Origin of the sequence: Microbispora sp. CSR-4, assembly GCF_008033685.1 — a bacterium.
Lineage (GTDB): Bacteria > Actinomycetota > Actinomycetes > Streptosporangiales > Streptosporangiaceae > Microbispora.
Genome location: NZ_VJVX01000002.1, coordinates 1 through 18648 on the forward strand (window position 1 = coordinate 1; position 18648 = coordinate 18648).

Annotated in this window: 15 protein-coding genes; 7 read left to right on the plus strand and 8 right to left on the minus strand. The window is 72.0% G+C overall.

All coding sequences use genetic code 11. The features are described 5' to 3' along the window. Together FLV34_RS03435 and FLV34_RS03440 are read left to right on the plus strand one after the other, a co-directional pair. Window positions 1-1957 (plus strand): HNH endonuclease signature motif containing protein (locus tag FLV34_RS03435; protein WP_147942346.1); only part of this gene is annotated, 1957 nt, incomplete at its 5' end. Window positions 1958-2352: 395 nt separating this feature from the next. Beyond that, complete coding sequence (locus FLV34_RS03440) at window positions 2353-2883, plus strand: GNAT family N-acetyltransferase (protein ID WP_147942347.1); 531 nt, start codon at window positions 2353-2355, stop codon at window positions 2881-2883. Window positions 2884-2999: 116 nt separating this feature from the next. Here the strand turns inward: FLV34_RS03440 and FLV34_RS03445 are convergent, their stop codons facing one another. Genes FLV34_RS03445 through FLV34_RS03460 form a run of 4 tightly spaced genes read right to left on the minus strand, consistent with a single transcriptional unit; the run spans window position 3000 to window position 8592 of the window. After that, a complete protein-coding gene (locus FLV34_RS03445; RefSeq protein WP_142645355.1) occupies window positions 3000-4148 on the minus strand; it encodes an acyl-CoA dehydrogenase family protein in 1149 nt (382 codons plus the stop codon). Window position 4149: 1 nt separating this feature from the next. Beyond that, complete coding sequence (locus tag FLV34_RS03450; protein ID WP_147942453.1) at window positions 4150-5034, minus strand: hydroxymethylglutaryl-CoA lyase; 885 nt, start codon at window positions 5032-5034, stop codon at window positions 4150-4152. Next, window positions 5034-7004 carry a biotin carboxylase N-terminal domain-containing protein gene (locus FLV34_RS03455; RefSeq protein ID WP_147942452.1) on the minus strand — a complete coding sequence of 657 codons (1971 nt, stop codon included), beginning with the start codon at window positions 7002-7004 and terminating at the stop codon, window positions 5034-5036. Before FLV34_RS03455 ends, FLV34_RS03450 begins: the two co-directional genes overlap by 1 nt. Before the next feature lie 13 nt (window positions 7005-7017). After that, window positions 7018-8592, minus strand: a complete 1575-nt coding sequence (locus FLV34_RS03460) for a carboxyl transferase domain-containing protein (protein WP_147942348.1) — start codon at window positions 8590-8592, stop codon at window positions 7018-7020. 46 nt (window positions 8593-8638) lie between these two features. On the opposite strand from FLV34_RS03460, the gene FLV34_RS03465 reads away from it, so the two are divergent. Next, window positions 8639-9229 carry a TetR/AcrR family transcriptional regulator gene (locus tag FLV34_RS03465; RefSeq protein WP_142645357.1) on the plus strand — a complete coding sequence of 197 codons (591 nt, stop codon included), beginning with the start codon at window positions 8639-8641 and terminating at the stop codon, window positions 9227-9229. A gap of 366 nt (window positions 9230-9595) precedes the next feature. Here the strand turns inward: FLV34_RS03465 and FLV34_RS03480 are convergent, their stop codons facing one another. Beyond that, complete coding sequence (locus FLV34_RS03480; RefSeq protein ID WP_142645358.1) at window positions 9596-11809, minus strand: thiamine pyrophosphate-dependent enzyme; 2214 nt, start codon at window positions 11807-11809, stop codon at window positions 9596-9598. 211 nt (window positions 11810-12020) lie between these two features. Here FLV34_RS03480 and FLV34_RS03485 point away from each other — a divergent pair, with 211 nt between their 5' ends. After that, a complete protein-coding gene (locus FLV34_RS03485; RefSeq protein WP_142645359.1) occupies window positions 12021-13358 on the plus strand; it encodes a hypothetical protein in 1338 nt (445 codons plus the stop codon). A gap of 140 nt (window positions 13359-13498) precedes the next feature. Here FLV34_RS03485 and FLV34_RS03490 read toward each other — a convergent pair whose 3' ends face one another. Beyond that, window positions 13499-14590: a magnesium and cobalt transport protein CorA gene (locus FLV34_RS03490; protein ID WP_240970901.1), complete on the minus strand. Its 1092-nt coding sequence runs from the start codon at window positions 14588-14590 to the stop codon at window positions 13499-13501. A 201-nt stretch (window positions 14591-14791) separates the two neighbouring features. Next, entirely contained in the window at window positions 14792-15286 is a 495-nt protein-coding gene (locus FLV34_RS03495; protein WP_142645360.1) for a GNAT family N-acetyltransferase, read from the minus strand. Between the two features lie 84 nt (window positions 15287-15370). Here FLV34_RS03495 and FLV34_RS03500 point away from each other — a divergent pair, with 84 nt between their 5' ends. Both FLV34_RS03500 and FLV34_RS03505 read left to right on the plus strand, forming a co-directional pair. Continuing rightward, window positions 15371-16081, plus strand: a complete 711-nt coding sequence (locus FLV34_RS03500; protein ID WP_142645550.1) for a M50 family metallopeptidase — start codon at window positions 15371-15373, stop codon at window positions 16079-16081. Window positions 16082-16122: 41 nt separating this feature from the next. Continuing rightward, window positions 16123-16296: a MerR family transcriptional regulator gene (locus FLV34_RS03505; protein WP_147942349.1), complete on the plus strand. Its 174-nt coding sequence runs from the start codon at window positions 16123-16125 to the stop codon at window positions 16294-16296. 29 nt (window positions 16297-16325) lie between these two features. Here the strand turns inward: FLV34_RS03505 and FLV34_RS03510 are convergent, their stop codons facing one another. After that, complete coding sequence (locus tag FLV34_RS03510) at window positions 16326-17108, minus strand: GntR family transcriptional regulator (RefSeq protein ID WP_142645361.1); 783 nt, start codon at window positions 17106-17108, stop codon at window positions 16326-16328. A gap of 86 nt (window positions 17109-17194) precedes the next feature. On the opposite strand from FLV34_RS03510, the gene FLV34_RS03515 reads away from it, so the two are divergent. Continuing rightward, entirely contained in the window at window positions 17195-18478 is a 1284-nt protein-coding gene (locus tag FLV34_RS03515; protein WP_222709401.1) for a hydroxyacid-oxoacid transhydrogenase, read from the plus strand. Window positions 18479-18648: the final 170 nt, after the last annotated feature.

Sequence of the window (18648 nt, forward strand, 5' to 3'; positions counted from 1 at the left end):
GGCCCAAGAGCTGGCGCTGACCCCGCTTCCCGATGACGTGGACATGTGCCTGGCCGAGGCGGAGGAGTTGCTGTTCGCCCGGGATCGGATCACCAGCGCGCTGGCCGACCGGGTGGGGCGGGTCCACCGAGCAGGTCAGGCCAGGCAGCATGGGCATGCCTCCACCCGCTGCTGGCTACGCACCGCCGCCGGGATGACGGTGGGCGGTGCGGGCCGCCTGCTCACGTTGGGGGCGGAACTGCCGCGCCTCCCTAAGGTGCGGGAGAAGTTCGCTGCGGGTGAGTTGGCGGCGGGGGTGGTGGAGGCCATCTGCGCCGCTGTCGCCGGACTAACCGACGAGCAAGCCGGCCTGGCGGAGCCGATCCTGGTGGACCTGGCCAGCAAAGCGGGGGCGGCGGAAGTCGCCAAGGCCGGCCGCCACCTGCGGGCGGTGCTCGACCCCGATGGGGAAGAACGGGATGAGCGGGCCGATTACGGGAGGCGGTTCCTGCGGGTCCGCCCGGGCAAGGGCGGCGGCGTGGAAGGGGAGTTCTACCTGCCGCGTGAGGCCGGCGCCCGGTTGATGGCGTTGTTGCAGGCGTATGCCAAGCTGAGGGCGCAGGGGGATGACCGCCCGCTGACGGTGCGTCAGGCGGACGCGCTGATCGCCCTGCTGGAGCAGAAGATCGTCACCGAGCTCCTCGTCGTGGTCAGCGCCGAATCCCTCCCCACCGACCCCGACAACACCAACCCAGAAACCACCGACCCCACCGCCGACCCGGCCACCGCCGACGAGGTCAGCGACCACTTCGCAGACCTCGGCGACAGCGCCCCCAGCGACTACGTCCCCGACCCTGCCGGAAGCACTGACGAGCCGGGCCAGGCCGACGACACCGCCGACCATGTCGAAAACGCGCGGGACGCCGGGGGCTTCGGGGAAGGCCGGGACGACACGGGCGATCCGACGCCCGCCGAAGCCGACGAGTTCGACGCTGCCGAGGCAGGTGCCGGTACGGGTAGGGATGCCGGTGAGCGGCGGCCCGGCGAGTGCGAGCCGTCCGACACCGCAAGCACCGCCGTTGCCGAGGGCGACCACATCGCAAGCACCGCCTCCGCCGAGGGCGGAGAGACCGTCAGCACCAGCTCTGCCGAGCGCCACGAGACCGCGCCCGCCACAGGCGGCGACGGCGACCGCGCTGCGGCCCCGTCTGGAGCACCGCACACCACACGGCGCGGGGCAGCATGGCCAGCCGACCGTGGAGGGCATTCGGACACGGCGCCTTCGGACACGGCGTCTTGGGACACGGCGTCTTCGGAGGCGGCGTGGCCGGATCCTCCTCCCGAGGACGCCTCCGCACATCACACCCACGCCGGGCCTCGGCCTGCGAGGGACTGCCGGCATGGCCAGGGCACGCCAGGGACGTCGGAAGGGGCGTCACCTGGAGCAGGGCAGGGTGCGTCGCGGGGTGCGTCGGCGGGCACGATGCCCGGGGCGTCGCTGGGGACGGCGCTGGGAGCGTCGGCAAGCACGCTGCTAGGGGCGTCTCTGGGAGGGGCGTTGGGGATGGTGCCGGGGCTGTTGCTGGCGACCGGGCAGGTGCTGCCCGTCTCCAGCGTGCACCGCCTCGCCCGCACCTCAACCCTGGTCCGGATCGTCATGAACGCCGACGGGCAGGTGCTGGACATGGGGCGCAAGGTCCGCCTGGCCACCCCCGCCCAGCGCCGGGCCATCTACGCCCGCTATGACACCTGCTGGATCGACGGCTGCCCGCTCCCGGCGACCATGTGCCAGATCGACCACGCCGACAACTGGAGCACCGGCGGCCTCACCGACCTGAAACTCCTCGGACCGGCCTGCCAGTTCCACAACCGCGACCGCTACCAGCACCCCGAGCGCTACACCCGCCGCAACGTAGGCGAAGACCGCTGGGCCTTCACCTACAACCGCCTCGGAAGAACCCGACGACCACACGAGTGAGGCCGAAGACACGGGGGTGGGCGATGCGCAGGGAAGCCCGGGCGACGCACGGACCGGCCCGGCGGCTGCGTGCATGACCCTCCAAGCCGCAGGCCGAGGGCGGACGCGAGAGTCGCCGGTGCACTGTCCGCTGGGCTTCACCGTGCGCTGCTGGGCTTCACGCTGCTCGACGGGGCTTCACACTGCTCCCTAGGGCCACACTGCTCCCTAGGGCCACAATGCTCCCCGGGGCTTCACCTGTGCCGTAGTGCCGCATGGGGCTTCACAGGTGGGCTCGGACCGGGTCCGCGTTCCGGCTCGCCATGATCCCTACCCTGGGCAACTGGCTCGGCCGGGTGGGCATCGCGTTCCACCCGCGTTCGACGTCGTCCTATGGGGTTGTTAGCGTGCCGCGCATGTCAGACCTTGGACATGTCCCTTGGCCGCCTGAGCCGATCCGGACCGAGCGGCTCGTGCTCCGTGAGCCCGAGGCGCGGGACCGTACGACGTTCGCCGAGCTGCTCGCCTCGCCGGAGGTGCACACCTACCTCGGCGGTCCCCGCCCGCGTGACGTGCTTGAGCGTGAGCTGCCCGATGTGCCCGAGCGGTGGCCCGGGAGCTTCGTCGTCGAGCTCGACGGGGCGATGATCGGCCACATCCTGCTCAGGAGAGCGACCGAGCACCGTCGCCCGGCCGCCGTGGGGAAGGCCGATCTCGGTTACCTGTTCCTGCCGACCGCTTGGGGGCACGGGTACGCCGCCGAGGCATGCGCGGCGGCGCTTGGCTGGTTCGATGCCACACTTCCCGGCGAGCCGGTGGTGCTCACCACCCAGAGCGCCAACATCGCCTCGATGCGCCTCGCGGCGAAGCTGGGGTTCAGCGAGGTCGAGCGGTTTCATGCCTGGGACGCCGAGCAGTGGCTCGGCATGCGCCTCCCGGCCACCTGACAAGACCCAAGCCGATCAGGACGACGAAGACTCCCCGCCGGTCCCTGGGGACGGCGGGAAGGAATCCAACGCGCGAGCCGCCGAGGCCGGGTGGTCCGGCCACGGCGGGATGGGGTTCAGGCGGGCAGGCCGAGCTCGCGGGCGATGAGCATGCGCTGCACCTCGCTGGTGCCCTCACCGATCTCCAGGATCTTCGCGTCCCGGTAGAAACGGCCGACGGGGAACTCGTTCATGAAGCCGTAGCCGCCGAAGATCTGGGTCGCGTCGCGGGAGTTGTCCATCGCCGCGTTGGACGAGACGAGCTTGGCGATCGCGGCCTCCTTCTTGAACGGCAGGCCGGCCAGCATGCGCTCGGCGGCGTGGTAGTAGGCCAGGCGGGCGGTGTGCACCCGGGCCTCCATGTCTGCGATCTTGAACTGGATGGCCTGGTAGTGGCCGATTTCGTGGCCGAAGGCCCGGCGCTCCCGCACGTACCGCAGCGACTCGTCCACGCAGCCCTGGGCGAGGCCGACCGACAGCGCGGCGATGGCCACCCGGCCCTCGTCGAGCGTCTGGAGGAACTGCGCGTAGCCCCGGCCGCGCTCGCCCAGCAGGTTCTCCTCCGGCACCCGGCAGTCGGTGAACGACAGCTCCCGGGTGTCGGAGGCCGACCACCCGACCTTGGAGTATTTCTTCGACACGGTGAAGCCGGGCGTGCCCGACGGCACGAGGATCGTGGAGATCTCCGGCCTGCCGTCCTCCCGGCGGCCGGTGATCGCCGCCACGGCGACGACGCCGGTGATGTCGGTGCCCGAGTTGGTGATGAACGCCTTCGAGCCGTTGATCACCCATTCGCCGCCGTCGAGGACGGCCGTGGTGCGCATGCCGCCCGGCACGTCGGAGCCGCCGCCGGGCTCGGTCAGGCCGAACGCCCCGAGGATCTCCCCCGTGGCCATCTTCGGCAGCCAGCGCTCCTTCTGGGCGTCCGTGCCGAACCGCAGGATGGGCATCTCGCCCAGCGAGACCGCCGCCTCCAGGGTGATCGCCACCGACGAGTCGACCCTGGCCAGCTCCTCCAGGGCGAGGCACAGCGCGAAGTAGTCGCCGCCCATGCCGCCGTACTCCTCCGGGACGGGCAGGCCGAACAGGCCCATCGCGCCCATCTTGCGGACGATCTCGTACGGGAACTCGCACCGCTCGTAGTAGTCCCCGATGACGGGGGCCACCACCTCGCGGGCGAACTCCTCGACCGACTTGCGCAGCTCGATGTGCTCGTCGTTGAGCATCTCAGATCTCCTTCGCCAGGGCCTGGACGACGCGGGAGGGGCTCGGCCGGCCCAGGATCTCGGCGAGCCAGAGGCTGGTGGCGGTCAGCGACCTGACGTCCACCCCGGTCTCGACGCCGAGACCGTCGAGCATCCACACCAGGTCCTCGGTCGCGAGGTTGCCGGTGGCGCTCTTGGCGTACGGGCAGCCGCCGATGCCGCCCGCGGAGGAGTCCACGACCGTGATCCCCCGCTTGATCGCGGTGAGCGTGTTGGCCAGGGCCTGGCCGTAGGTGTCGTGGAAGTGGACGGCCAGCCGGTCGGTCCCGACCCCCGCCTCGGCGAACGCGTCGAGCAGCGCCTCGACGTGCCGGGGCGTGCCGACGCCGATCGTGTCGCCGAGCGACAGCTCGTAGCAGCCGAGGTCGAGCAGCCGGCGGCCCACCCGGGCGACCTGCTCGGGCGCGACCGGCCCCTCCCAGGGGTCGGCGAAGCACATCGAGACGTACGCCCTGACCCGCATGCCGTGGGCGAGGGCCCGTTCGACGACGGGGGCGAACATCTCGAACTGCGACTCGACGGTCCGGTTGAGGTTGCGCCGGGCGAACGACTCGGTGGCGCTGCCGAAGATCGCGATGTCGGTGACGCCCTGCTCCAAGGCACGGTCGAGCCCCCGCTCGTTGGGGACGAGCACCGGGTAGCGCACCCCGGGCACCCGGGGCAGGCTCTCCAGCAGCTCCCCGGCGTCGGCGAGCTGGGGGATCCACTTGGGGTGGACGAAGCTCGTCGCCTCGATGGTCGTCAGTCCGGCCTCGGCCAGCCGCCCGATGAACTCGCGCTTGACCTCGACGGGAACGATGGCCGACTCGTTCTGCAGGCCGTCGCGCGGGCCGACCTCGTAGATCATCACTCGCACGGCGTCACCTTCGCCACGATCGCGTCCAGCTCCACCGTCTGCCCCGGCCGGACCCGCAGCTCGGCGAGCACGCCGTCGGCCGGCGCCGTCAAGGTGTGTTCCATCTTCATCGCCTCCACGACGACCAGCGGCTGCCCGGCGGTGACCCGGTCGCCCTCCGCCGCCTTCACCAGCAGCACCGTCCCCGGCATCGGGCTGCGTACGGCTCCGTCGCCGGCGAGCGCCCCGCCCTGCCGGTCCTTCGGGTCGCCGGGTTCGTGCCGGGTGACGGACCATGCCCGGCCGCCCTCGGCGAGCCAGACCGTGTCGCGGTCGCGGGCCACGGCGTACTTCCGGGTGACGCCGCCGAGGGTGACCGCCGCCTCATCCGTCGCCTCATCCGTGCCCGTCCACTCCAGCCGGGCCCGGCCAAGTGAACGATCGTTAACTTCGATCTCCGCGTCGCCGGCCGCGCCCCGGACCCGTACGGGCACCCCGAGCCGGTGCACGGTCCAGGCCGGTTCCCCGATCCGCCAGCCGTCCGCGACGTCCCACGGGTCGCCCGAGGCGGAGCGGACCACACCGGAGCGGTCGAAGCCGGAGTGGACGACGAGCGCGGCGGCGGCGAGCACCTCGTCGGGCACCTCGCCGCTCACCAGGCCGCCGAGCCGCCGTTCGACCAGCCCGGTGTCGAGCCGCCCGGCGGCGACCTCCGGGTCGGCCAGCAGCGCGCGCAGGAACCCGATGTTCGTGGTGACCCCGAGGATCACGGTCGAGCCGAGCGCCCGGTCGAGGGCCGCGAGCGCGCCCGCCCGATCGGGGGCCCAGGCGACCGCCTTGGCCAGCATGGGGTCGTAGTCGCTGCCGACCACCGTGCCCTCGGCCGGCCCGGAATCGAACCGGACGCCCTCGCCCGCGGGCTCGCGCAGCCGCAGCACGCGCCCGCCCGTGGGCAGGAAGTCGCGGGCCGGGTCCTCGGCGTACACGCGGGCCTCGACGGCGTGGCCGCGCAGGCGCACCGCGTCCTGCCCGAACGGCAGCGGCTCCCCCGCGGCGATCCGCAGTTGCAGCTCGACCAGGTCGAGGCCGGTGACCATCTCGGTGACCGGGTGCTCGACCTGCAGCCGGGTGTTCATCTCCATGAAGAAGAACTCGCCGGGCCGGTCACCGGGGACGATGAACTCGACCGTCCCGGCGCCGACGTAGCCGACCGACCGGGCGGCCTCCACCGCCGCCGCGCCCATCCGGGCCCGCGTCTGTTCGTCGAGCAGCGGCGAGGGCGCCTCCTCCACGATCTTCTGGTGGCGGCGCTGCAGGCTGCACTCGCGTTCGCCCAGGTGGACGACGTTGCCGTGGCCGTCGGCCATGACCTGGATCTCGATGTGCCGGGGCCGGTCCACGAACCGCTCGATCAGCAGGGTGCCGTCCCCGAAGGCCGCCGTCGCCGTACGGCGGGCCGACTCGACGGCGGCGGGCAGGGCGTCGGCGGACTCGACCCGCAGCATGCCCTTGCCGCCCCCGCCCGCGGACGGCTTGATCAGCACGGGGAAGCCGACGCGCGCGGCGACCTCGGCCAGGTCGTCGTGCGGCTCCGCGCCGCCGGGCACGACCGGCACGCCCGCGCGCGCGACCGTCTCCTTGGCCCGGATCTTGTCGCCCATGGCCTCGATGGCCGCGGCGGGCGGGCCGACGAACACCAGCCCCTCGGCCGCGCAGCGCCGGGCGAACCCGGCGTTCTCGGCGAGGAAGCCGTAGCCGGGATGGACGGCCTCGGCACCGCTCACCCGGACCGCCTCGATGATCCCGTCGATGTCGAGGTAGCCACGCGGGAGCCGTACGGCGAGGTCGGCCTCGCGCACGTGGCGGGCATCGCGGTCGGCGTCGCTGTGCACGGCGACCGCGCGCACGCCCAGGGCCCGCAGCGTACGGATGATCCGGACGGCGATCTCGCCCCGGTTGGCGATCAGCACACTGGTGAACATCACGAGCTCGACCTCACATCCGGAAGACGCCGTAGCCGACGGGTTCGAGGGGGGCGTTCGCGGCGGCGCCGAGCGCCAGGCCGAGGACGGTCCTGGTGTCCGCCGGGTCGATCACCCCGTCGTCCCACAGGCGCGCGGTCGAGTAGTAGGGGTTGCCCTGGTGTTCGTACTGGGCCCGGATCTCGTCGGCGTCGGCGTCGCCGACCATGGTGAGCACGGTGGCGGCCTGCTCGCCGCCCATGACCGAGATGCGGGCGTTCGGCCACATCCACAGGAAGCGGGGCGAGTAGGCGCGGCCGGCCATCGCGTAGTTGCCCGCGCCGAACGAGCCGCCGATGATCACGGTGAACTTCGGCACCCGGGCGCAGGCGACCGCCGTCACCATCTTCGCGCCGTGCTTGGCGATGCCCCCGGCCTCGTACGCCTTGCCGACCATGAAGCCGCTGATGTTCTGCAGGAACACCAACGGGATCGACCGCCGGTCGCACAGCTCGACGAAGTGCGCGCCCTTGAGCGCCGACTCGCTGAACAGGATGCCGTTGTTGGCCACGATCCCCACCGGGTGCCCGTGGATCCGGGCGAACCCGGTGACGAGGGTCGGGCCGTACTCGGCCTTGAACTCCAGGAACCGGCTGCCGTCGACCACCCGGGCGATCACCTCGCGCACGTCGTACGGCCGGCGGGTGTCCTGAGGGACGATGCCGTACAGGTCGCGCGGGTCGTGCAGCGGCGGTTCGGCGGGGGCGACGTCCCAGGGGCGGGGGCCCTTCGGTGCGAGCGTCGACACGATGTCGCGCACGATCTTGAGGGCGTGCGCGTCGTCTTCGGCGAGGTGGTCGGTGACGCCGCTGACGCGGGCGTGCACCTCGCCGCCGCCCAGTTCCTCGGCCGTGACGGTCTCGCCGGTCGCGGCCTTCACCAGCGGCGGCCCGCCCAGGAAGATCGTGCCCTGGCCGCGGACGATCACCGCCTCGTCGCTCATCGCCGGGACGTACGCGCCGCCGGCGGTGCAGGAGCCGAGCACGGCCGCGATCTGCGGGATGCCCCGCGCCGACATGGTGGCCTGGTTGTAGAAGATGCGGCCGAAGTGCTCGCGGTCGGGGAACACCTCGTCCTGTTTGGGCAGGAAGGCGCCGCCCGAGTCGACCAGGTAGACGCACGGCAGGTGGTTGTGGAGGGCGACCTCCTGGGCGCGCAGGTGCTTCTTGACCGTGATCGGGTAGTACGTGCCGCCCTTGACGGTGGCGTCGTTGGCCACGATCACGACCTCGCGCCCGCTCACCCGGCCCACGCCGGTGATGATCCCGGCGGCCGGGGCCTGGTCGTCGTACATGCCGGTGGCCGCGAGCGGGGACAGCTCCAGGAAGCGCCCGCCGGGGTCGAGGAGCGTGTCGACGCGGTCTCTGGGCAGCAGCTTGCCGCGCTGGACGTGCCTGGTCCGAGCCCGCTCGGGGCCGCCGCGCGCCGCCGCCGCGAGCCGTTCCCGCAACTCCGCGACCAGGCGTTCGTTCGCCTCCGCGTTGCGCTTGTACGGCTCGCCGCCCGGGTCGCACCGGCTCTCCAGCACCGGCCAGTCACTCGTGCTCATGCTCGGATGTTAGTCATCATTAACAGACTCCGTCTACCATGGTGCCGTGAAGACCGGGAGGACCGAGAAGACCCCTACCCGCAATCGGCGGGCCGAGATCCTGGAGGCTGCCGCGGACCTCTTCGCGGCGCGTGGCTTCCACGGCGTGTCCATCGAGGACATCGGTGCGGCCGTGGGGGTGTCGGGACCGGCGCTCTACCGGCACTTCAGCGGCAAGGAGGCGCTGCTCACCGAGATGCTGCTCGACATCAGCGAGCGGCTGCGCGAGCAGGGGGCGCGGCTGGCCACCACCGCCGACCCGGACACCGCGGAGGCCGCGCTCGACGCGCTGCTGTCCGGGCACATCGCGTTCGCGCTGACCCATCCCGCGCTCATCCGCGTCCACGAACGCGAGCTCGACAACGTGCCGGAACAGGCCCGCCGGGCCATCCGGCGGCTGCAGCGGCTCTACGTGGAGGAGTGGGTGACCGTGCTGTCCGAGCTGCACCCCGCGTGCCCGCCCGCGCGGCTGCGCGCCGCCACCCACGCGGTCTTCGGCCTGCTCAACTCCACCCCGCGCAGCGCCGGGGAACTCGCCCCCGAGGCCATGGCCGGCCTGCTCCGCGACATGGCCCGCGCCGCGCTGGCACGCCTCTGACCGGACGGAACATTTCTCCAAGACACCCAGGTCCCGCGCCTGCGACGCTCGACGTCCGGCACGGCCCCAGGCAGGGGCCGCGCAGTGAGGAGCGGCAGGAGGGACGATGACGAACAACGCGGACAGCACGGACAACGCGCCGGGGTCCGGCCTGCCGGTGCTGGTCTGGATCCACGGCGGCATGTTCACCAAGGGGTCCGGATCCGTCCCCGGCTATCGCGGCACCTCCTCCGCCCGCGACGGGGTCGTGTGCGTCACGATCAAAAGAACGGCTGGCCGCCGAGACCGGATGGAGCCGCAAGCGCCTCTGGTCGCGGTTCCGCGCCCAGATCGGCCTCACCCCCAAGCGCGTCGCTCGGCTCGCCGTCAGGCGAGCAGCTTGCGGGCGGCGCGTTCGATGTCGGACTCCGACAGCAGTACGGTGCCCGCGGCCGGGCCTAGCGGCACGAAGCTGTCCTGCGAGGTCACCCGGGCGATCGGACCGCGGAAGCCGTTGTCGACGAGTGCCGCGATCACGCTCTCGGACACGCCGCCGCTCTGGCGGGTCTCGTCGGCGATCAGCACACGGCCGGTCAGCTCGGCCGCGCGCATGAGGTCGTCGACCGGCAGCGGCGACAGCCACCGCAGGTCGAGCACCCGGCAGCCCATGTCCTCCGCCGTGAGCCTGACCGCCGCACGCAGGCTCATCCGCAGGCCGTTGCCGTACGTGACGATGGTCAGGTCGCGGCCGTCACCGTACGAGCGGGCGCGGCCCACCGGCACGTGCGTCTCGGCCCAGCGTGCGGGCGGCGCGTACGGCGCGAGCCAGCCGTCGTCGCCCTCCTCGAAGAGGTCACGCGTGTGGTAGAGCGCTATGGGTTCGAGGAACACGCAGACGCTGCCGTCCGTGCGGGCGGCGGCCAGGCAGGTGCGCAGCATCGCGGCCGCGTCGTCGGGCCGGGCCGGGGACGCGACGATCACCCCGGGAATATCGCGCAATGCGGCAATTGAGTTGTCATTGTGAAAATGTCCCCCAAAGCCCTTTTGATAGGCATATGAGGCGACTCGTACGACCAATGGATTGCGATACGCGCCCTGCGAGAAGAACTGCATGGTCGACGCCTCGCCACGAATCTGGTCAAGCGCGTTGTGCAGGTAGGCGAGGTACTGGATCTCCGGCACCGGCAGCAGCCCCGACACCCCTGCCCCGAGCGCGAGACCGAGGATCGCCTGCTCGTCCAGGAGCATGTCGAAGACCCGCTCGGCCCCGAACCTGCGCAGCAGCCCGCGCGTCACGCCGTACACCCCGCCCTTGCGGGCCACGTCCTCGCCGAACACCAGGACACCGGGGTCCACCGCCATCGCGTCGGCCAGCGCGCGGTTGATCGCCTGGGCGACCGTCAGCCTGCCCTCCTGCTCCGGCAGGGTGGTGAAGGCGCGCTCACGCGCCTCGGCGGGCGCGGACCGCACGACCTCGCCGGCCACCGCCTCGGGACGGCGCGGCGCGAGCGGGGCCATCACCTCCGCGGCTGTCGTGAGCCGGGGCCGCCGGGCGCACTCCGACGCCAGCTTCAGCACATGGTCGCGCTCGGCCTCGTAGCGCGCCAGCAGCTCGTCGGGCTCGGCCAGGCCCGCCTCCACGAGCAGCCGCGCCGTACGGACGAGGGGGTCGCGCTCCAGGTCGGCGGCGATCTCCTTGCGGGTGCGGTAGCCGATCTCCACGTCGGAGCCGGCGTGGCCCATCAGGCGCACGGTGCGCAGGTGCAGGAACGCCGGGGCGCGGTTGGCGCGCACGTGCTCGACGGCGCGCCGCGCCACGTCGTAGGTCTCGGCCAGGTCGCAGCCGTCGGCCTGGAAATACTCCAGCAGGGGGTGCCGGGCCTGCGTGACCCACTCCGGCGGCGTCTTCACGCTGATGCCGAGGCCGTTGTCCTCGCACACGAAGAGCACCGGGATCTGCAGCCCGCGGAAGCGGCCGTACGCGGCGGTGTTGAGCCCCGTAAGCGCGGAGGCGTGGTTCATCGAGGCGTCGCCGAAGCTGCAGACGGCGACGGCGTCCCCGGGCCAGGGCGAGGGCAGGCCGAGCATGCGCGCCCGTTCGATCGCGAAGCCGACGCCGACGGCGCGCGGCAGGTGGCTGGCGATCGTGGAGGTCTGCGGGATTACCGCGAGGTCAGGATGGCCGAACACCTTGTGCCGGCCGCCCGCGATCGGCTCCTCGGACGACGCGGCGATACCGAGCAGGACGTCGCGCAGCCCCTCCTCCGCCAGCCGCCCGGCCTGGGCCGAGCGGGTCAGATAGAAGGCGCCGGACCGGTAGTGCAGCAGCGCGGGGTCGTCCACCCGGAGCGCGGCGGCGACGGCGGCGTTGCCCTCGTGCCCCGACGACCCGATCGTGTAGAAGCCCTCGTCGCGCTCACGCATGACGCGGGCGGCGACGTCGAGGAGACGGCTGCCCAGTTGCACCGCGAACAGCTCACGGCACCGCGTGCCCGTCAGGCTCGTGCCCGGCCGTACCGGCAGGTCCGGGTCCCGGGCCGGTCCGGGCGTCAGCGCCCCGACGGCCTCGGCGAAATGGGTCTCCACAGCGTCGCGCACCACACGGACGATTATGTCGCAGGATGCACGCTCCGTCCCGCACAGCGACAAGTCCGTATACAACCGGTTATCGATCATGTGCTGTGACACAAATCGATGACGATAAGTTCTAAGGCTAAACCACGGAGGGTATTCGCCCGTCTACTCATTACGAAAGACGTGGCACCCTCATGCCGCGTTCAACGTTCGACCACCGGAAGGATGGTTCACCGGAATGTTGAAACGCATCCATGCCGTGATCGCGGCAGTGGCCCTGGGAGGGGCGGTCCTCGTCGCGCTCCCGGCCACCGCCGGCGCGGCGACGGCAGCAGGTCCGAGCGACCTGGCCGTCTCCCCCAGCCCCGTCGTCGTCGCCAGTGGCGCCGGCACGACGGCGACCTTCACCTACAAGGCGCCGGACAAGGGCGCGGCGAGGCTGGTCGACCGCGACGGCCGGACCGTCCCGCTCGATCCCGCCCCCGCGGGCTACGGCGCCTACACGGCCAAGTACGGCTTCACCTTCAGCGACGAGCCGGGCGTCTGGACGTTGCAGGTGCGGGCCGGCGGCGGGGTCGCGACCAAGGAGTTCCAGGTCCACTGGACCACCGACCTCGACTTCGACGCCGCACCCGACGTCGTCGACAAGGGCGACCGCATCAAGCTGTCGGGCACGCTGACCTACCGGAACGGCGCCGGCCCGCAGGCGTACGACGGGCAGAAGGTCTACATCGCCTTCAAGCCGGTCGACGGCTCCTACAGCCGGGTCGGCTCGGTGACGACCGACCGCAACGGCCGCTTCTCGCTCGACCAGACGGCCGACAGGACCGGCTGGTGGCGCGCCGAGTTCGAGGGCGCGTCCGACGCCGAGCCCGCGACGAGCGACAGCGACAAGGTCGACGTCAAGGTCAAGGCCAGCCGCACCAGGATCACCGGCTTCGACGCCTCCCCCGAGCCCGTCGACGCCGGTAAGACGCTGCGTCTGCGCGGCAGGCTGGAGATCTCCGGCTTCGCCGGCTGGAGCGGCTACCCGGGCCGGCAGGTGAAGATCCTGTTCAAGCCGGCCGGCGGTTACAGCTGGCAGCACGTCACCACCGACTGGACCGACTCCAACGGCCGCTTCTCGGCGGACGTCAGGGCCAGGATCTCCGGCTGGTGGCGGGCCGAGTTCGAGGGCGCCACCGGGGCGGGCTACTCGGCGAGCGCGACGGACTACGTGACGGTCCGCGTGCCGCGGCCGACGCCTCCGCCGCCCGCGCCCAAGGCCCACACCCGGATCGTCCAGTTCAACGCCTCGCCGGAGCCGGTGAAGTATCACCGATACCTCACCTTCACCGGCCAGCTCCAGGTGTGGGACCACCCCTGGGAGGGCTACGGCCACCAGAAGGTGACCGTGTGGTTCAAGAAGCCCGGCGGCTCCTGGCACTACGCCAAGACGCTGTGGACCAACAGCACCGGCAGGTTCTGGGGCAAGACCACGGCGTCGGCGTCCGGCTACTGGAGGGTCGTCTTCGGCGGCAACGGCGAGGCCGACGGCTCCAAGAGCCGGATCGACTGGGTGCGCGTGAAGCGCTAGACGATCCTGCGTGAGGATCCGTTCAAGGGTCACTGAGCCGGCCCGGGGCGTGCCGTACGCCCCGGGCCGGTTCGCGTGCGCACCCAAGTCACGCGCCCGGGTCACGCGCCCGGGTCACGCGCCCGGGTCACGCGCCCGGGTCAGAGCCAGTCGCGGCGTTTGAAGACCAGATAGAGCGTGACGCAGACGACGCCCATGAGCATGATCGCCATGGGATATCCGAGCAGCCAGTGCAGCTCGGGCATGTGGTCGAAGTTCATCCCGTAGATCGTGCCGACCAGCGTCGGGGCGAACAGGATGGCCGCCCACGCCGAGATCTTCTTGACCTCGTCGCCCTGGGCGATGCTCGCGGCCGTGAGCTTGGTCATCTCCTCGTTCTGCTGCTGGCTGACGAGCGTGGAGTTGACGACGAGGATGTCCTGGAGCATCTGCCGGAAGCCCGCCACCCGCTCGGTGACCGTGATGACGTGGTCGGACACGTCGCGCAGGTAGCGCTGCAGTTCCTCGTTCACGCCATATTTGGGCGAGCCGGCGATGAAGCCGTCGAGCATCGGGACCAGCGGGCTGGTCGCCCGCTGGAACTCGATGACCTCCCGCGACAGGCTGTAGATGCGCCGGGGCGCGGCCGGGTCGCCGCCGAAGACCTGCACCTCGATCTCGTCGATGTCGTTCTGCAGCCCGGCGACCACCGGGGCGTAGCCGTCCACCACCGCGTCGAGGATCGCGTACAGCACGGCCTGCGGCCCCTGCCGGAGCAGGTCGGGGTCCGACTCCATGCGCCTGCGCACCTTGGACAGGTCGGGCGCCTCGCTGTGCCGTACGGTCAGCACGAAGTCGGGGCCGACGAAGACGTGCAGCTCGCCGAAGGCGACCTTCTCGGGCTGGTCGAGATACTGGGCGGCCCGCAGCACCACGAACAGCGTGTCGCCATAGCGGTCGGCCTTGGGCCGCTGGTGGGCGACGATGGCGTCCTCGATGGCGAGCTCGTGCAGGCCGAACTCCTCGGCCGCCTTGATCAGCTCGGTCTCCTCCGGCCGGTAGAGGCCGATCCACGCCATCGCCCCCGGCCGCGAGCGCAGCGAGGCGATCGCGTCGGCCAGCGACGGCGGCGAGTCCACACGCTCGCCGTCCATGTACACGGCGTTGTCGACCACGCTCTGCCGGAACGGCTCCCCCAGGTCCGCGCGGGGATCCATGGAGTGCTCGGGAGCCTGCTCCGGTTTCGCCCTCATCAGCCCGCCCAATCCACTCAATCCGCGCAGTCCACGCATACGCCGCTCAGCCACACGTAGAAGGTAACCGCCCTCGTCGCCCTTACCCAGGCGGACCACGCGGACCGGCTGGTCATCGCGGCGACCCTGCTGTTCCTGCCCGGCGGGCCCGGCCTTCGGGCGGCTCGTCGAGGACGGCCGCACACCGTCTCGGCCGTCGCGCTAGAGGAGCAGTTCGAGTTCGAGTTCGTGGCGGATCGGGATGCCGTCGGCGTGGATGGGGATCGAGGGCTTCAGCCGGCGCGCGGCCTCGACCGCGTCGCGGTGGACCGCCACCAGGTCGAACCCGTACCGCTGGTAGAAGCGCAGGGCGCGGGTGTTCTCGTTCGTGGTGACGAGCCAGAGCCGCCTGACGCCCGCGCGCTCCGCCTCGGCGCGCACCCCGTCCAGCAGCGCCCGCCCGACACCCCGCCCTGCCTCCGTCGCGTCGAGTGTCACGATCTCCCACTCGGCGTCCGACACCGCCCGGTACGTCAGCAGTCCCACGGGCCGCCCCTCCACCCTCGCGAGGAGCGCCCGCTGCGCGGACGCGTCGATGAGTTCGCCGTGGACGGCGACGTGAGGGCCGCCCCACGACTCGGCGAGGATGCTCCCGACGGACTCCGTGTCCGCCGGCACCACCGGATCGACGGTGACGGCTCGCTCGGCGGTGGACATGCCCGGAGTGTACCGATCAACGCCGGCCGGGTGGACAGGTCCGCGGCCGGCGGGCCGCCGCCGTACGATCTCGGGGTGAACCCCCTGAACGCCCTGTGGAACCACCTGACCGCCGTCCAGATCGCGCCCCCGCTCTGGCTGGTCGTACTGACCGGGTTCGCCGCTCTCGTCGTCATCGCCTATCCGGCGTCATGGCACATCTCACGCGGCCTGATCACGATCGCGCACGAGGGGGGCCACGCGCTGGTCGCGGTGCTGACCCGGCGCAAGCTGCGGGGCATCCGCCTTCATTCGGACACTTCGGGCGTGACGCTCACCAGGGGCAGGCCGACGGGCCCCGGCATGATCGCCACAGCCGCGGCGGGATACGTCGCGCCCTCGCTGATCGGGCTCGGATCGGCCTGGCTGGTCTCCGACGGCCGGATCACGATGCTGCTGTGGGCCGTGCTCGCGCTGCTGACCTGCATGCTGCTGATGATCAGGAACTTCTTCGGCGCCGTGACGCTGCTCGCCGTGGGCGGCGCGGTCTTCGCGCTGTCGCGGTTCGCGCCGCCCAATATCCAGTCGGCCTGCGCGTACGCCGCCGCGTGGTTCCTGCTGCTCGGCGGGGTGCGGCCGATCCTGGAGCTGCAGGCCAAGCGCCGCCTCGGCCGTGCCCCGGACTCCGACGCCGACCAGCTCGCCCGGCTGACCCGCGTGCCCGGCACGCTGTGGGTGCTGCTGTTCCTGCTCGTCTCCGCCGCCGCGTTCGTCTACGGCGGCTATCTCCTCACCGCCCGCTGGCTGCCCTTCTGAGCCGTTGACCTTGACGCGACGTCAACGTCTGTAATGAGACCATGCGGATCGGAGAACTCGCCGCGCTGGCCGGGGTGTCCACCCGTACCGTGCGGCACTACCACCACCAGGGCGTGCTGCTCCAGCCGCCGAGACGGGTCAACGGCTATCGCGAGTACGGCCTGCGCGACACCCTCCGCCTCGCCCGGGCCCGCAGGCTGACCGGCACTTCCTGACCTGTCTCGTAAGGCGGCCGACCGGCCCTTTACGTTGTAGATTCGTTTGCTGCGTCGCGGATGAGGGCGATGTCGGCGGGGTCGGCGGGCAGGCCGTTCTCGGCCGCGGCCTGGGCCACAAGGAGCTCGCCGGTGTGCGCCACGTGGGCGCGCATCGCCGCGGCGGCGGCGTCCGGGTCGCCGCCGAGGACGGCGGCGAGGATCGGCTCGTGCTCCGCGGCGACGTCCGCCAGCGAGCGGGAGCGGTCGACCGTGGAGGCGCCCAGCGTCACCGTGGCGTCCCTGAGCCCGGCGACGACCCCGGCGAGCCGCCGGTTGGCCCCCGCGGCGAGGATCGCGTCGTGGAACGCCCGGTCGTGCCGCATGAAGCGCGGCTCGTCGTGTCCGGCCGCGGCGGCGCGCATGGCCTCCAGCTCCTCGCGCAGCGCCCGGGCGAGGCCGGGACCGGCGTCGCGGGCCGCCCGCCTGGTCGCCGGCACCTCCAGCAGCATCCGCAGGTGGAACACCTCGGCGATCTCCCGGGGATCGCGGCGCAGCACCCGGAAACCCCGGCTCCGCTCGAACCGCACCAGGCCGGCCTCCGCCAGCCGGAGCATCGCCTCGCGTACGGGGGTGCGGGAGACGTTGAGCTGCTCGGCCAGCCGATAGACCGAATAGAGCTCTCCGGGCCGCAGCTCCCCCGAGTGGATGGCCTCCCTGACCGCCTCGATGACCTGCTCGGTGAGACTGGACGTGCCGGCGACCGCTCGCACCGTCTGATCACCCTCCGGAGTGGGCCCGCCCGCGTACGGCGGCGCATTGACATGCAGCATGCTACATGCCAGGTTCCCATCGGGAACGCCCCGCAACCGGCATCACGCCCTGCCCGCGTGAGCCCCCGGATGGAAGGCCAGCGATCGTGATCGTCCCGAGCAATCCCGAGTCCGTCTTCACGTACGGCGCGCCCGCCCTCAAGTTCGGCCCCGGCGCGTCCGCCGAGATCGGCTTCGACCTCGGGCAGTACGGCGCGCGCCGCGTGCTGGTGGTGACCGACGCGGGCGTGGCGGCGACGGGCGCTCCGGCACGGATCGCCGAGCAGATCGCCGGGTTCGGCATCCACGCGGAGGTGTACGACGGCGTGCACGTCGAGCCCACGGACGAGAGCCTGCTCGCGGCGATCGGGCACGCCCGCGCGAGCGGCCCCTGGGACGCCTTCGTGGCGGTCGGCGGCGGATCGAGCATCGACACGGCCAAGGCCGTCAACCTGCTGACGACGAATCCGGGCGAGCTGATGGACTACGTCAACGCGCCGATCGGCGCCGGGCGTGCCCCCTCCCGCCCGCTCAAGCCGCTGGTCGCGGTGCCCACGACCACGGGCACCGGCTCGGAGAGCACGACGATCTGCGTGCTCGACGTGCTCGGCCTGAAGGTCAAGACGGGGATCAGCCACGCCCGGCTCCGTCCCGTGCTGGCCGTCGTGGACCCGGATCTCACGATGACGCAGCCGCCCGAGGTGACCGCGGCGGCGGGGATGGACATCCTCTGTCACGCCCTGGAGAGCTACACCGCCCGGCCGTACACCTCATACGAGCGCAGGCGGCCCGAGGAGCGCGTGCCCTACTGCGGGTCGAACCCGGTGGCGGACATGTGGTCGGAGCAGGCGATCCGGCTGCTCGCGGGCTCGTTCCGCACCGCCGTACGGCACGGCGACGACGCGCGGGCGCGGGGCGCGATGGCGCTGGCGGCGACGTTCGCCGGGCTCGGGTTCGGCAATGCGGGCGTGCACATCCCGCACGCCAACGCCTATCCGATCGCGGGCCGGGTGAAGGACTTCCACCCGCGCGGCTACCCCGGCGGCGAGCCGATGGTGCCGCACGGCATGGCCGTGGCGCTGACCGCTCCGGAGGCGTTCCGGTTCACCTTCGACGCGGACCCGGCGCGGCACCTGCGCATGGCCGAACTGCTCGATCCGTCGGCGGCGAAGCCGGACGAGCCGTCGGAGTTCCTGCCCGGCGTGCTGACCACGCTCATGCGCGACGTCGGCATCCCGAACGGCATCGGCGGCGTGGGATACGCGGAGGCCGACGTGCCGGCCCTGGTCGAGGGGGCGATGAAGCAGCAGCGGCTGCTCACCACCGCCCCCAAGCCCGTGCGAGAGGAGGACCTCGCCCGCATCCTCACCCGCTCGCTCGCCCTCTGGTAAGAGGGCCACGCATCGGCCGCCGTCCGGTGCGGGCCGGCTCCGGGGTCGCTCTGCGGTGCGGTGCGCAACCCACGCTCGCTTCACGTGCGAGCGAGCTGTCACAGTCGCCTCGCGGCATGGGCTCCGGCGGCGGGGCTGCGGTTGGGCGGGGCTGCGGTGGCGGGGCTTCT